At 52.6% G+C, this 15089-nt stretch carries 15 protein-coding genes; 12 read left to right on the top strand and 3 right to left on the bottom strand.

Going from position 1 to position 15089, the window contains the following annotated elements:
* Position 1: 1 nt before the first annotated feature.
* Positions 2 to 1045 (top strand): hypothetical protein, encoded by a 1044-nt coding sequence (locus AC0YNW_RS13325; protein ID WP_475832415.1) that lies wholly within the window; start codon positions 2 to 4, stop codon positions 1043 to 1045.
* A gap of 31 nt (positions 1046 to 1076) precedes the next feature.
* Complete coding sequence (locus AC0YNW_RS13320; protein WP_475832414.1) at positions 1077 to 3365, top strand: type IA DNA topoisomerase; 2289 nt, start codon at positions 1077 to 1079, stop codon at positions 3363 to 3365.
* On the opposite strand, the gene AC0YNW_RS13315 is transcribed toward AC0YNW_RS13320, so the two are convergent.
* Positions 3362 to 4099, bottom strand: coding sequence for an HAD family hydrolase (locus AC0YNW_RS13315; protein ID WP_387473332.1), 738 nt, complete (start codon positions 4097 to 4099; stop codon positions 3362 to 3364). The genes AC0YNW_RS13320 and AC0YNW_RS13315 overlap by 4 nt on opposite strands.
* A 159-nt stretch (positions 4100 to 4258) precedes the next feature.
* Here AC0YNW_RS13315 and AC0YNW_RS13310 point away from each other — a divergent pair, with 159 nt between their 5' ends.
* Positions 4259 to 4393, top strand: a complete 135-nt coding sequence (locus AC0YNW_RS13310) for a hypothetical protein (protein ID WP_387473330.1) — start codon at positions 4259 to 4261, stop codon at positions 4391 to 4393.
* 51 nt (positions 4394 to 4444) lie between these two features.
* Here the strand turns inward: AC0YNW_RS13310 and AC0YNW_RS13305 are convergent, their stop codons facing one another.
* Positions 4445 to 4669 carry a hypothetical protein gene (locus AC0YNW_RS13305; RefSeq protein ID WP_475832413.1) on the bottom strand — a complete coding sequence of 75 codons (225 nt, stop codon included), beginning with the start codon at positions 4667 to 4669 and terminating at the stop codon, positions 4445 to 4447.
* Positions 4670 to 4824: 155 nt separating this feature from the next.
* On the opposite strand from AC0YNW_RS13305, the gene AC0YNW_RS13300 reads away from it, so the two are divergent.
* From AC0YNW_RS13300 to AC0YNW_RS13260, 9 genes are all read left to right on the top strand, one after another.
* Positions 4825 to 5550 carry a phosphonate ABC transporter ATP-binding protein gene (locus AC0YNW_RS13300; RefSeq protein WP_387473325.1) on the top strand — a complete coding sequence of 242 codons (726 nt, stop codon included), beginning with the start codon at positions 4825 to 4827 and terminating at the stop codon, positions 5548 to 5550.
* Between the two features lie 59 nt (positions 5551 to 5609).
* A complete protein-coding gene (locus tag AC0YNW_RS13295) occupies positions 5610 to 6221 on the top strand; it encodes a DUF3298 and DUF4163 domain-containing protein (RefSeq protein ID WP_475832412.1) in 612 nt (203 codons plus the stop codon).
* 16 nt (positions 6222 to 6237) lie between these two features.
* On the top strand, positions 6238 to 6831 hold the full coding sequence (locus tag AC0YNW_RS13290) for a response regulator (protein ID WP_475832411.1): 594 nt from the start codon (positions 6238 to 6240) through the stop codon (positions 6829 to 6831).
* Between the two features lie 116 nt (positions 6832 to 6947).
* On the top strand, positions 6948 to 8603 hold the full coding sequence (locus AC0YNW_RS13285) for an amino acid permease (protein WP_475832410.1): 1656 nt from the start codon (positions 6948 to 6950) through the stop codon (positions 8601 to 8603).
* 262 nt (positions 8604 to 8865) lie between these two features.
* Positions 8866 to 9537, top strand: a complete 672-nt coding sequence (locus AC0YNW_RS13280) for an MOSC domain-containing protein (protein ID WP_475832409.1) — start codon at positions 8866 to 8868, stop codon at positions 9535 to 9537.
* A gap of 35 nt (positions 9538 to 9572) precedes the next feature.
* Positions 9573 to 10481, top strand: a complete 909-nt coding sequence (locus AC0YNW_RS13275; protein WP_475832408.1) for a polysaccharide deacetylase family protein — start codon at positions 9573 to 9575, stop codon at positions 10479 to 10481.
* Between the two features lie 30 nt (positions 10482 to 10511).
* Entirely contained in the window at positions 10512 to 11471 is a 960-nt protein-coding gene (locus tag AC0YNW_RS13270; protein ID WP_475832407.1) for an AAA family ATPase, read from the top strand.
* 7 nt (positions 11472 to 11478) lie between these two features.
* Positions 11479 to 12606, top strand: a complete 1128-nt coding sequence (locus AC0YNW_RS13265) for a DUF58 domain-containing protein (RefSeq protein ID WP_475832406.1) — start codon at positions 11479 to 11481, stop codon at positions 12604 to 12606.
* Positions 12603 to 13940 (top strand): DUF4129 domain-containing protein, encoded by a 1338-nt coding sequence (locus tag AC0YNW_RS13260; RefSeq protein WP_475832405.1) that lies wholly within the window; start codon positions 12603 to 12605, stop codon positions 13938 to 13940. Before AC0YNW_RS13265 ends, AC0YNW_RS13260 begins: the two co-directional genes overlap by 4 nt.
* Before the next feature lie 13 nt (positions 13941 to 13953).
* On the opposite strand, the gene AC0YNW_RS13255 is transcribed toward AC0YNW_RS13260, so the two are convergent.
* Positions 13954 to 14940 carry a YpdA family putative bacillithiol disulfide reductase gene (locus tag AC0YNW_RS13255; protein ID WP_475832404.1) on the bottom strand — a complete coding sequence of 329 codons (987 nt, stop codon included), beginning with the start codon at positions 14938 to 14940 and terminating at the stop codon, positions 13954 to 13956.
* Between the last annotated feature and the right edge of the window lie 149 nt (positions 14941 to 15089).

Raw genomic sequence — 15089 nt, 5'->3', positions numbered from 1 at the left:
GATGTCTGCAGAGCATGCCTATGTGTTAACACCAACCGATGTTCACAACATACGCAACTATGTGCATCATAAGTATGCCTCTATGCCAAGCGATCAGCGTGCGGAGATCGTCGCAGACGCAGTTGCGCGCATCATTCATAATCAATTGCCGGACTTTGATCCCGATACGAAGAAGCAATTAACCTACCGGCTCATTCGCTCGACGGTACTGGAGCAGCAGCGCCCCGTCAGTCCCGACGATATCTACGTCATGTGTATGGAGCTTGATCTGGAGAATCCGGCAGTAGCGGAGCCGCTGCGCAAGTGGACAAGAGAGCAGGAAGCTTCATGGAGGGGCCTGAGTTCCGCCAGCATGCCCCTCGGGGGACGGATGAATGGCGAATCAGACGTTGCCGTTGTCATCCCGCTGCCTTCTGCAAGCGCAGCGATAATCAGGAAGCAGCGCCGAAGAAGCTTCATACTCTATGGGACATTGACGGCAGTCGTGATAGCGGCATCTATGTTTTTTGGCTGGTCCTTGACGCATGAACGGGTGCAAGAGCTTTCAGCCAATGGAGCGGAGAGCGGGATGCTGGTTCCTGCAGAGGCTCCTGCCGCATCGCCCAATGAATTGCCGGCGGAGCTTAAGTATGCCGCTATTGATAAAGACAAGCTCGTTGCTTTTCTGGAGAACAAATCTTCGATTCTAGCAGATTCGTTTTATATAGACGCCATTATGAAAACAGCGAAGGAGTTTGATATTCATCCCGTTTTCCTGATCGCCATCACGGGCCAGGAGCAGGGGTTTGTCCCGCGAAAGCATGAGCGGGCGAAGGAAATCGCCAACAATCCCTTTAACGTCTTTCATAGCTGGCAAGAATTCAATACGACGATTGAGCAATCGTCGCAGATTGCGGCAAGAACCATTACGAGACTGAGCAAGGACAGGCCGTCTGAGGTAGACCCGTTTACATGGATTAACCGGGAATATGCAGAAGACCCTAATTGGTCGAAGGGCGTGCGCACCATTTTCACTTCCATAATAAAGACATTGGAGACGTCCTGATGACTAGAGTTGACCAAAGGAGCGAGCCCAGTTGAAGACACTAATCATTGCGGAGAAACCCGACATGGGACGCAATATCGCGGCCGCTATCGATCCCAGAGCCAAAAATCACCGTACCTATATAGAAGGCGAACACTACATCATTACGTGGGCCATCGGCCATTTGATCGGCTTAGCCGAGCCCGATGCTTATGATGATAAGTACAAGCGCTGGAATATTGGCGACCTGCCTATCATTCCAGAAGTATTCAAGCTGGTCCCCAACAAAAAAACGATGGATCAGCTGAAAGTGATCAAAGAACTGGCGAAGCGATGCGATTCGCTTGTGAACGGCTGCGACGCCGGGAGAGAGGGGCAATACATCTTCTCCCTCATTCAGCGCCATCTGAAGCTGCGCCAGCCCGTCAAGCGACTCTGGATATCGGATTTGACGCCGGAGACGATACGAAGAGGCTTCGCGGAGCTTAGAGAAGGCTCCGAATATGATAACTTGACGAAAGCCGCGACGGCCCGAAGCGAGGCGGACTGGCTGATTGGCATGAACGGCTCGCGCGCTTTTACAACAAAACATAATGTATTATTGTCTGTCGGCCGGGTACAGACGCCCGTTCTGGCGCTTATCTATGACCGCCAAAAAATAATCGAGACCTTCGATTCGCTGAAATTTTATGAAGTGGAGGCCAAATTTCTTCAAGAAGATACAGCGTATCGCGGATTATGGCAGGGTGAGCGGTTGACCGATCCCAAGAAGGCGGAAGCGATCGCCGCGAAGGTGAAGGGGAAAACCGGATCGATCGCGTCGTATGAAGTGAAGGATGTGAAGGAGTACCCGTTCAAGCTGTATGATCTGACGCTCTTGCAGCGGGAAGCGAACGGCAAATTCGGATTTTCGGCGAAGAAGACGCTGGATACGGCGCAAGCCTTGTACGAGAAACATAAGGTGATCACGTATCCCCGTACCAACTCCAACTATGTAACGGAGCAGAACATTCCGGAGATGCACAAGACCTTGTCCTCTTTGCATGGCACTTCGTACGACGAGTGGGCCAAGGGAGCAAATAAAAGTCTCGTGCATAAGGGCAATAAGTTCATTTGCAATCCAGCGAAGGTCGAGGATCATCATGCCATTCTGCCGACGCACCGGAAGGCTAGCGGACTTTCACCCGATGAAGCCAAGCTGTATGATCTCATCGTACGCCGATTCCTGTCACAGTTCTATCCGGCAGCGGAATACAAATCCCATACGGTACTGACCGAGGTGGAGCAAGAAACATTCAAAACGACGGTGAAGGAGCTTCTCAGCTTAGGCTGGAAGGTGCTTTACGCTGATCAGAAGAAAGAACGGCCCAAAGGCGGAAAGAGGGACAAGGAAGACGATTCCGAGGATGAAGAAGAAGTGCTGGAGCCGTTCTCTGTGAATCCGGCGGCGAGTGTGAAATGTACAGATGCCGCAATGAAAGAGAAGGAAACGCAGCCTCCCAAGCATTATACGGAAGGTACGCTGCTGAAGGCGATGGAGAGCGCAGGCAAGCAGATCGAGGACGAAGAGGTACGGGATGCGATGAAGGATTCCGGTCTTGGCACACCTGCTACCCGCGCGGCTACAATCGAGAGGCTTAAAAACGTAGGATATGTAACGATGCAGGGCAAACGGATCATGATTTCCCAGAAGGGGCGAACGGCGATTGAGCTGATCCGCGCAGCCGGTGTGGAGTTGTTGACCTCACCGGAGATGACCGGCATGTGGGAGCGCAGGCTGAATGAGATCGCCAGAGGCAGCGCGTCGGATGCTACTTTTATGGAAAATGTGAAGAAGTTCGCCACGATGATCGTAGATAAGGTTCGCCAACAAGCAAGAGCCGATATCAAGGCATTCGAAGGAGACGAGAAGCCGGGGAAAGGGAAGTCCGCCAGAGGACAGCGTTCCACGCGCAGCACTTCGTCAGGGCGCACGAGTCGGACAAGCAGCGGCCCATCAGGAGCTTCATCAAGCGCACCGGCTAAAAACACGGCGGTCAAAGAACGCGCCGAAGCGCCAGGAGACGGCACGATTGCGGCATGCCCCCGCCCGGGCTGCGGCGGCAGATTGTTTATGGGGCGGAAGGGGTATGGGTGTACCCATTACCGGAGCGGCTGCTCGTTCGTCATCTGGAAGGAAAGCTTCGGTCGCAGCTTGACGGATGCTCAGGTACGGGCCATTGCGGAGAAAGGCAAAACCGCCAAGCTGAAGCTGACCATGGCTGACGGAACGGAGACGCAAGGCAAGATCGTGCTGAGAAATGCGGCGACTGGCGAGCTGGCTGTAGAAGCTGATCGCTAATCGCGGTTCAAGTAACGATGAATCGTATCGGGTACCTCTACAAGCTTATCTAATGTAAAGAAAGCGCCTTTTGGCTGCACATCAATCTGTACGACATTGTAATGCCATTCTTCAGGCGTGCGCACATGAATGGCGTGAATGCCTGCGGTTAAGGCTGGCACAACATCTGTACGAATGGAATTGCCGATCATCCACGTATGCTCGCGGTCAAAGGTGCCATGCTGCAAGATCTGCTCCAGTGCAGCGTTATTCTTCAACTGTCTAATATAGATACGTGAGCTGAAATAACGCTCCAGTCCCATTCGCTCTATCTTGCGTTGTTGAATCAGAAGCTCGCCGCCCGTGTAGAGATGCAGCTCGTGTCCAGAGGAAGCAAGCTCATCTAGCGTGTGCTCCATGTTGGGATAAGGCTCGGTCTCATGATCGTATACGCTGATGCCGAGCTTCCACAAAAAATCCTCTTCCAGGACCGAGCGTTTTCTTCCAGTTGTATCGCTGTAGTAAGTGTAGGTGTCAAGGAACGACTGGGGGAAATGCTCACTCTTGAAACCGGTAACACCAATAAGCGCGATGTCCCGTTCCATTTGCTTGTCGCGAATCGCTTCGGGCGTGACGATGCCATAGCCGCTGAACCAGGTGGACATGGAATCCACGAACTGATCCACGACAAAAAAGAAGTATTTGTTGCAATAAATCAATGTATCGTCCAAATCAAATAATATATGTTGTTTCATGACAGGTCAGTCTCCTTCTCATAAGCCGTTGCTTCTATTGCTGTTGTATGACCAATCTACCGCAAATGGCAGGCAATAGTCAATGAGCGGCTGCGTAACTTGTCTGGCGGGGGCATAGGACGGTTCATGCTTCCGCATAATGTAAGTGGAGGTGATCGGATGCCGTTCAACAAAAGCGAGAAGACCCACAATCAGCAGGACAACGCAAGCCAAAAGGAAGAGGCGATCACGCCGAAGACGGATAAGCAAGCGAAACGTCCTCCAAGCCTGAACGGAATTGACAAACAGCCGTAGCGCAGGAAAAAAGAGGAGAGAGCCGCTAGAGTAGCTGCTCTCTCCTCTTCATTAGGCATATTTCAACTGGCTGGCCGCCAGCTGGTTCTTAATAAAGGCGATACGCTTGCGAATGTAGAAATCGCGGCTATCGCTTCGCAAATCTCTAGGGCTGATCACCTCCTCTGTATCGTTATCAAGAATAACGAGCCGCCCGTCATTATAAAACTTAAACGTTAAGTCTCGTGAGGAGCGTCCTCTCTCTACAAAGCGGAAATTTTCACAGTTGGATTTCATGGTGATCTAGCCTCCTTCAAGGATATGTTTTGTAATATTCAGAACATTTGTTCTTGTTTTTATTATAGCAAACATTTGTTCGTGTGGAAAGAGTTTTTTATTTACTTTAAACTAGATTCATAGAAGGCTGGCATCGAGCAGAAGGAGTGCGGAACATGTTGAGAATTAAGGGTTTGTCGAAGCGGATCCCGGGCGGTCCAAAGGTGCTTAATGATATTAGCTTCGAGGCGTATGAAGGTGACTTCATCGCCGTGAAGGGAAGCAGCGGAAGCGGGAAGTCGATGCTGCTGAAATGTCTGGCGCTGCAAGAGAGCTGGAGCTCCGGTACATACATGTTCAATGGGAAGGACGTATTCAAGGAAGGTATTCTGGCTAAGCGGAAGGTGAAGCAGCAGGTTGCTTATCTGGAAGAGAAGCCATTCCTGTTCCCGGATAAAAGCGGATTGAAAAACGTCATCATCGGCTCTGTTAGCCAAACGCCCGCATGGCGGCGATGGACAGGCATGGTTCGCAGCGACGATTATATGGGCGCAATGGACATGATTGAGAAACGAGGGCTGCTGGATAAAGCAAAATTGCCTGCCAAGCACTTGAGCGGCGGCGAGCGGCAGCGCATGGCGATCGCAAGAGCTTTGGTTCACGGGGCGAAAGTTATTGTGGCCGACGAGCCGGTGTCGGGACTGGACCCGCATGCGGCGGATGCGGTGCTGAGCGAGCTGAAGGCACTGTGCAAAAACGAAGGCATCATCGTCATTGCCGTTCTGCATCAGGGCGATTGGGCAGAGCGGTATGCAGACCGCATATTGGGCCTGAACAAAGGCAATCTCGTGCTTGATGTATACGGAAGACGACTGACGGAACGCGAGAAGATGCAGCTGTAATGGTCCGAGCGCCACGCGGCATACAATGAACCATCTTAAGTACAGGATGGTGAAAGCATATGGCTCCTCAAGCGCCTCTTGTCATACAGACGGCAAAGGCAACGTTCCCGAAGGCGGATTTGTCCCTGCCATACGTAAGCGGCGGTACGAGTGCCGAGGCGGATGCCCGGATCAATCAAGCGATACTCGCGGCTGCTCAGCAGCTTGTCAATAGCCAAGGAAGTCTGGAAGATCCGCGCGCGGAGATGATCGCTTATTATGAAGTGAAGACGAACGAAAAGGATGTGCTCAGCCTCTCGTTATTTAATTACGCCTATACGGGAGGCGCCCATGGCATGACGCTTCAGAAATCACTGACATTCAAAGCCTCGATAGGCAAGGCCTACAGTCTTAGCGAGCTGTTCAAGCCTGGCAGTGATTATGTGGCCCGGATTAATGAATTTGTCGTCAAGGGCATAAAGGAACGGGATATTCCCACATTGGAGCCGTTCAAGAGCATTGCGCCGGATCAGCCCTTTTATATTGCGGACCGTTCGCTTGTCATTTATTTCGGATTATATGAGCTGGCTGCATATGTTTATGGTTTTCTGTATTTTCCGATATCGGTCTACGCTCTTCAAGATATGATTAATGAAGAAGGGCCGCTTGGTCCTATGCTCGCAAATGACTAACATGAGGGAGTAAATTATGATCGTTACGTATTGGCTCGCCGCTGCCTTGGCGCTGCTAGTGCTGGCAGCGGCTTTCATCCGGGCAAAACGAAGTGCGCGGAATCGCGAAGAGAGCAGCCATTCGGCGCGGCAACATCTCCCGGCCGACGAAGCTGCCGTGGAAGCGAACGCCTCTGCCAAGGCTTCTCCGCTAAAGGAGCGATTATTCGAACCGGCGGTTAAGCGTGAGCAGCCGTTAGTCCTAATTGTGGACGACGGGAATGCCTTGCGCATGCTGATGGCCGAGATGCTGCAGGAGGAAGGCTATTGCGTGCTGCAGGCTTGTACGGGTCGGGAGGCCATTGACACATGGCTGAGTGAAAAGCCGGATTGCGTCCTGCTGGATATCCGGCTGCCGGATATAAGCGGTATTGACGTGCTGAGGGAAATTCGCAAAGCCAACAATCTGGCACCTGTAGCGCTCATGACGGCATTCGCCGACGCGGATATGCTGGCGGAAGCCAGAAAGCTTGTCTTTCATTGCTTGCTCGACAAACCATTTGATCTGCTTCATGTGAAGCAAGCCGTACGCGAAATGGCCGGCGGCATGCATCACCGGGAGATCAGTTAATCGAAACCTCTGACTTGCTGGATGCAGGGTCAGAGGTTTTTTTGCATTTTCCATGAATGGACTGTGTTGCATGCCCTGAAGTCTCTTCACATAGAGTAGGGTATGGAGGTGGGGACATGATTGCCGCTTATATCGGGTTGCTGTTGTCTGCCCTAGTATGCGTGCTGATCTTCGGGGTGGCTTATAAAGCCAGCAACGGCTATCGGACCAGCAGGTATCAGAGTATGATGCGCTACGGCAAAGAAACGCAAGCCATGCAAGACAGGCAGGATCTGTACCGTTTCGGCTTGACCCAGCCGCTGCGTCGTGACAGAAGCGGCTGGCAGACGGCCGGTCTATCATTTGGCACGATGGCTCTGATCGGAAGCTCGGCACTGTGGTTCGGACCGGCAGTGGGGCAGGGGGGACTGTCCATCATCGGATTCGGCTTGCCGATCCTTGCGCTCTTCTATATATGTGTAAGCGGCAGCCTGGCGGAGATCGCCTCCGCTATGCCAACGGCAGGCAGCCTGTCACATACGTCGATTATTCTTGGAGGCATGAAATGGGGGAGAAGAGCCGGCTGGTTCCACCTTGCAGGACATCTGGCGATGCTGGCGCTCTTCATTGGCGGATGCGCCTACTTGACGGACAGCGTCGCATCTTGGTATCTCGGATATGCCCCTTCAGTCGTCAGTTTCTTGTGTCTGGCTGCACTCATCGCAGTAGCGCAAGCTGCCTGCTTGCATTGGGGAGCTGCTTGGCTTGGCTGGCTGCATGGAGCGGGTATATGGCTGCAATTGCTAATCATTGGACTTGTGACGGGATCAATGCTATGGCTGCTTTGGCCGAATTCATATTCTGCTGCCGTTTTGTATCAATTCGATACGACGAGCTTTATGGGGCATGTCCGCCCGGAATCCTATATGGTTGGTCTGCTGCTGCTTCTGAAGCTTTTTCTCGGGATGGACGGTGCGGCAGCCGGTGCGGAGGAGACGCTGGAGCCTCGAGTGCGAGTGCCTTGGGCGATTTATTTGTCCACCGCTTATACGTATATTGGCGGGTTGATCTTGCTTACGCTTCTTTCCTTGGCAGTCGCATCCGGTTATGGGGCAGGGGACTTGCTTCAAGCGGCAGCAGGAGTGGCAGGTGCGCCGGGCATCATCTTATTCATAGAGACTGCAATGACAAGCTTGGGCGGCTCGGCACTGATCGCCGTCTTGATTATTGTATCGTTGTGGGCAAGCGGGCTTCAGTCGATGACGGTATGCGCCCGGACCATGTACAGTCTGGCAAGGGACGAATCGATTCCGTTCAGGCAATGGATCGGACGCGTCACTACCGGAGGGCGAATCACTTCACATAGCAGCTGGGTTGCTTCTGCATGTGCGCTGTTCTTGCTTGTTGGCGCGCAATTACAGTGGAATAACGAGATGTTCATCGGACTTCTTGCTTTATCGATCGTCTTCTTGCATGCTGCCTATGGAATTCCGATCGGGCTTCGGCTTAGGGAGCAATTGAGGCGCAGACGGTCCATACATGCACGAGCTCGCGGCGAAAAGGAAGGGATATGGCAGGACGCGCCATGGCATCTGGGGGAATGGAGCGGGACAATAAACGCGATTGCTTTCTGCTGGTTAGGCGCAAGCGCGGCGCTGGCGATTGTCTTCCTGACCATGGACGCGGCTATCGCTGCTCTTGCGCTCGCTTTGCTGCTTGTTTTGATCGAAGCGTGGTCCGGTTGGCGGTCAAAAGCGACTGCGCGAGGCAACGAAATGCGAAAGATGAATTAAAGCAGCCTGGGGAATAACGGATGGGAAATGAAACATTTCCGGCTATTCATTTCCCGGGGAAGCGCAATAACGGACAGAAACTTAATGGTTTCGACAGCGGCTGTAGGGCTGGGAGGGGAACATGTCGAAAGGATAATGAAGCGCAAATAGACATTGATTAGTGTAATAAATAATTGATGACACTAGTTTTCTTTGCCAGCTTCTACCTGCTAAGCTTATAATAGACATAGTTAAACGAGATTAATAGAAAGAAGGGGCAGGCATGGACGCAGGCGTTACGGCGACTCTCGCTTCAGTGCAAGTAGGTCAGCCCCGGCTGCTGCAGTATGGAGCAAAGCAGGTGCTCAGCGGGATATTCAAATCAGCTACGCAAGAAGCGATGAAGGTTCATGCTCTCGGTATTGAGGGAGACGGACAGGGAGATACCGTTCATCACGGTGGGCCTGACAAGGCCATCTGCGCCTATTTTATGAACAGGTATCCGTATTGGTCAGAGCGATTTGGACGAGCCTTCCACAATGGTGCATTCGGAGAAAATTTCTCGCTCACGGACTGGACAGAGGATCAGCTTTATATCGGCGATATTGTGGAGGTTGGCGATGTGGCGCTCCAGGTGAGCCAGCCAAGACAGCCATGTTTCAAGCTCGGCTTACGCAATGAGCTGCCTGAGCTGCCTGCACTCGCGCAGCAGACGGGTTATACGGGCTTCTACTTCCGAGTGCTGCAGGAAGGCATGGTGAAGGCGGGAGATTCTGTCGTCATTCGGGAGCGCCATAAGGCGAAATTCTCAATTGCAGCAGCCAATCATGTGATGTATAAGGAGAAATCCAATTCAAAAGCGATTGAGTTACTGCTTGAAGTACAGGAATTGGCAGCGAGCTGGCGCGATCAATTGACGGCGAGATTGAGCAAGCTGTCAGAACGACATGAATGATTGATGCCATTAAATAATCAGATGGAGGAATGAAGATGAGCTTGGCGCAGGCGCTAGGATACCAATCAGATGATCGGCTTCTTCTTATTAACGCTGATGATTATGGATTATGCCATTCGGTCAATACAGCTGCACAACAGCTGCTGACAGAGGGCGCGATCAGTTCTGCCACCATTATGATGCCTTGCGGGTGGGCAAGGGAGGCTGCGCATTGGAGCGCCGCTCATCCTCAGTATGATGTTGGTGTGCATCTGACCTTTACAAGCGAATGGGAGGCTTACGGCTGGGGACCTGTTACGGATAACGGTGATGTCTCTTCGTTGACCACATCGGAGGGTTACTTTCATCCGGATGTTCGCAGCTTTGAACTGCAAGCGGAATCGGAGCATGTGAAGCGTGAGCTCGTGAATCAAATCGAGAAAGCGATCAAGCTTGGCATGAAGCCTACGCATGCAGATAATCACATGGGCAGCTTGTACGGGCTGCAGACTGGAAAGCACTTTATGGTTGAGGTGCTGGACGTGTGCGCAGCTTACGGATTGCCGTTCCGGCTGCCGAGGTACGTGCAGGTGGAGAGCGGTGTCGCACCGGCGGAGATGGAGGAGCAGGCGCGTGCAGTAGCGGCGCTTGCGGATGCCAAAGGCGTCGTCATTCTGGATTATTTGCTAGGCTTGCCATTCCCGTTTCAGGAGGGAGAGAGCTTTGATTCGTTCAAAGCCGATATGAAGCAATTGCTGGCCAACTTAAAGCCGGGCGTATCGGAATTGATTATTCATCCCTCTCAAGTGACGGATGAGCTGAACGCCTTCCACCGTGAACCGGTAAAGCGAGGCATGGAGTTCGAAATCTTCCGCGATGCGGAAGTGCGTAAGACGATTGAGGAGCAGGGGATCAAGTTAGTACGCTGGAGTGATCTTCAGCAGCTGCAGAGAAGCCGTGCATAATCTAACCCCACTACATAAGGAGTTGAATCTATGTCTTTGCAAGCGGTTAAACAATTAGCAGAGGACATCAAGCGGAATGTCAGCGAAGTGATAATCGGCAAGGAAGAAGTCGTCGAGCTGCTGTTCATTGGCCTGCTGACATCCGGTCATGTGCTGCTGGAGGATGTGCCTGGAACAGGAAAGACGGTGCTCGCCAAGTCGTTCGCGAAGTCGCTGTCGCTTACCTTCAAGCGTGTACAATTCACACCAGATCTGCTTCCTTCGGACTTAAGCGGTATTCATTACTTTAATCAAAAGCATGGAGAATTTCAATTCCGTCCGGGACCGTTGTTCACCAACCTGCTGCTGGCGGATGAGATTAACCGGGCCACGCCAAGAACGCAGTCCAGTCTGCTGGAATGTATGGAAGAGCGTCAAGTGAGCATTGACGGGGAGACGATGCAGTTGAACCTTCCCTTTATGGTTATTGCGACGCAAAATCCGATCGAGCATCAAGGGACATTCGCGCTGCCGGAAGCTCAGCTCGATCGATTCCTATTCAAGGTGAAGATGGGCTACCCGACTACGGAGGAAGGTCTGCGGCTGCTGAAGCGCTTCAAGGAGCATGATCCGCTGGAGACGCTTCAGCCGATTGCCGGGGCAGAGGAGCTTGCAGCGGCAAGACAAGCCTATCGCTCGGTAGGAATCGCCGACGACGTTCTGGCTTATCTGCTTGCAATTGTGGAGCGCTCGCGTACCAGGGAGGACGTGGCCATTGGCGTAAGTCCTCGCGGCAGCCAGGCGCTGCTGCGGGCCTCCCAGGTCCATGCCATTCTGCGGGGGCGCGATTATGTGACGCCGGACGATATTAAGGCGATGGCGTTCCCAACGCTTGCGCACCGTCTTGCCTTGCGCGGCATCGCCCGAACGCAAGGGCAGGCGGAAAAGGTGCTGGAAGAGATCATTCGTCACATCGAAGTGCCGGCCGAGATCGGCCTGGCATCCAGGTAGTCTGAATATGTTTATTCTATGGGTGCTGTTGTTCGGCATGGCTGCCATCTATGGCCAAGGGCGTATGTTCAGGCGGTATTCGCTTCGCAAGCTCGGCTACAGCCGGAAATTCCGCCAGCACACTTGCTTTGCAGGGGACGAGATTGAACTGGTGGAGCAGCTGGAGAATCGCAAGAGCCTGCCTGTGCCCTGGCTGCGCGTGGAGTCGCAGCTTCCGGCGCAGCTTCAATTCCGGCAGGGAGAAAATATCGAAGTAAGCAGTGGCAGCCTGTATCAGAACCATCGAAGCTTCTTCAGCCTGGGCAGCTACAAGCGGCTGACCCGCACGCATTATATTAAAGCGCTTAGGAGAGGCAGCTATCGGCTTAACTCCGTAACGATGACAAGCAGCGACCTGCTGGGTGTTTTCCGGCAGCATACGCAATTCCAGCTACAGGACGAGCTGCTCGTCTATCCCCGGCCTGCCGATGTTCCGTTTCATCTCTTGCCTTCCCGGAGCATGCAAGGCGAATATGCCGTTAAGCGCTTTATAGTGCCTGATCCATTCGTAGTGTCCGGATCGCGAGAGTACCAGCCAGGCGATTCCATGAAGCAAATCAACTGGAAAGCGAGCGCGCGAACGGGTGGGCTTCAGGTACACCAGTACGACTATACGGCGGAGCGGAATATGATGATTCTGCTGAACGTAGAGGACAATGAAAAGATGTGGCGCGCGGTATCGAACGAGGCGCTGATCGAGCGGGGGATCGAATGGGCCGCAGGCGTTGCAAACGCCGCAATCTTGCAAGGCATGGCGGCCGGATTCACAGCGAATATGCCGATCGGGTCCGGCCCTGACAGCGTTCGCATCGAGAGCAATCGCGGACATGAGCATATGCTGCTTCTGCTGGAGGTTATGGCTATGCTGCAGCTTAGCCGGACGGTCTCCTTCAGCCAGCTGCTGGAGCACGAGGCGTCGCTTGGTTATTCCAACCAAGACATCGTCATCTTATCGGCTTATTGGACCGATACGTTGGAGCTTGCTTCGGACAAGCTGCGCGCTTGCGGCAACTCGGTGACCGTTTGGGTCATTCCGAGAGAGGGCTTGGAACCGTTCCAAGCCGGGGCGAAGACAGGAGAGGAGGTCAGCGCATGAAGAACGCATCGCGGATTCCTCTCTGGAGAGCTGTCGCTACTGGCTATATCGAGCTATTATTTTATTTTCCGGTATTGTTGACCCTCACCATATTATTATTGCCTTCCGCGACGCTGAACTGGTGGCTGGCGACGTTGCCTCTGGCTTACTGTGTGCCGCTTGCTTTGCTCAGCTTGCATACGCGAATCAGGCTTGTAACCCGCTTGCTGCTGGTCTTAGCGGCAGCGGCAGCCCATGGCGTCGTTGTTGCCATGTTCACTGAAGTGGCTATGTCTCCGGTACCGCTAGTGACCATGACGCTATTAGCCGCAGTGTTCGTGAATAGAGGCTACCAGCAACTGAATCAAGGCTGGAAGGGCAGCTTCCATATTGTGCATATGTTAGTTGGAATAATGGCTTATATTGCGACCCAGATATTGAAGATGGGGATGATCCAGCCGCTCAGCGAGTATACAAGCATTCTGAATGCAGGCATGATTGCTTCCATATTTCTGCTGCTGGTCATTAGGAATGAACGCCATGTCACGAATGAAGTGGTCGATCACCGTTCATCCCAAGCGTTGAGAGCTACACGCAGACAGAACCGTATTTGGATTGTTTCTCTTATGGCTTTGCTTGGTTTGGTGATGGCCATTGCGCAGCTCAGACATGCGATAGAGGATATGCTCCGCTCCATCCTTCGTGCGTTGCTCGCCATATTCGGATCAGGCGAGCCGGAGCCGCCGCCAATTGAAGAAACTCCGCCACCGGGCATGCTGCCAAAGTTTAATCCGGATGGATATCGTGTCTGGGACTATTTGAATATAATAGTTGTTGTCGTCTTCACAATTCTAATGGCTGTAGGCACAGTGTACCTTATTAAGCTGGTGATCAAGAAATTCGGCCATGCCATCAAGGCGATGATCAACCAGCTGCTTGGACGCAGAGTCGCGCAGCCGGAGCCTGAAACGGGATTTACCGATGAAATTGAGGACTTGATGTCTTTCTCCGACCTTCGCAACCGGATGAAGAACAGGCTTCGTTCCTTGTTCGGCTCAGGCGGGGGCAAAGGCGATGAATGGGATTCCTTATCTACGAATCGCGACAGAGTCAGGTACTTGTACCGAAGCTGGGTAGCAGATGCAGAGAAGCGAGGCTATGAGCATAAGCCGCATTTGACCCCGCGTGAGACCGCTGCCGATCAAGGGAGCGTGCAGCAGCCAAGCGACAGGGAGTGGGTTCATCCCTTTATTGATCAATACGAGGCAGTCCGCTATGGAGACAAAGAGCCCCAAGATGATCAAGTACAGCAATTCCGAACAAAATTGCAGACTCATAAACGCAACAAAAAATAACGGCGGATCGCCGTTATTTTTGTTGTTCAAGCATATGCTGGACGATCTTGCGTCCATGGAAGCGGCCGGACTCGATAAAGATTTCATTGGCCTCATGCTTTGAAGCTACGACGCCTGCCAGATAGATGCCCGGCACGTTGGTCTGCATCGTATTCTCATCAAATGTCGGATAACCCTCTGCTTCAATGGTTACGCCGCTTTCCATCAGGAAGCCGCGGTCAGGATGAAAGCCGGTCAAAGCCAGCACAAAATCGTTGGTGAGCTTCTCTTCTCCGCCTTCGTGCTGAATAATAACATACGTATCGGCAATATCTATGACTTGGGACGAAAATTTCATGGCGATGGAGCCTTTGGTTACTTTGCCCTCAAATGTAGGTCTGACCCAAGGCTTAATGCTGGAGGAATATTGCGCTCCGCGGTAGATGACCGTTACCTTCGCGCCGACACGCTCAAGCTCAAGCGCAGCATCGATTGCGGAGTTGCTGCCTCCGATAATGGCAACCTCCATGCCTGCATAAGGATGGGCTTCACGGAAAAAGTGGCTTACTTTATCCTTATCCTCGCCGGGGATACCCAGCCGATTCGGATGGTCGAAGTAGCCGGTTGCGATAATGACATGGCGGCAATAACGCTCCCGCGGCGATCCGAAACGGTCTTCGCCACTCAGCTTGAAGCCGTCTTCGGTACGCTCGATGGACAAAACGGTCTCAAAGGGCTGAACGCGTACGTTATGGCGCTGCGCGGCGGTGCGATAGTAGTTAAGCGCCTCCAGCCGGGATGGCTTCTCATTAGCCGTTGTGAACGGGATTTCACCGATCTCCAGATTTTCGGGCGAGCTGAAAAAATGCATGTATGTAGGGTATTGAGAGATGGAATGGACGATATTGCGCTTTTCAATAATGAGCGGACTAATGCCCTCGCGCTGCAGCTCGATAGCCGCAGCGAGGCCGCAAGGTCCGGCGCCGATAATAATGGTATGTTCAATTGTATCATTAGACATGGATGAATCCTCCTGTAGAGCGGTTACTTGTACGTATTATGATTATTCACATTGTACTTCGGACTGCGCCAGTGCGCAAATTTGGCGAATAACTATCTTGAACGAGCATCTGTTTATTGTATAATATGGTGGAAGCTTTACGTTAAACT

The organism is Paenibacillus sp. J31R120 (assembly GCF_056269225.1).
Note: the sequence above shows the minus strand (reverse complement) of the source record. Positions and strands in the feature narration are given on the sequence as shown.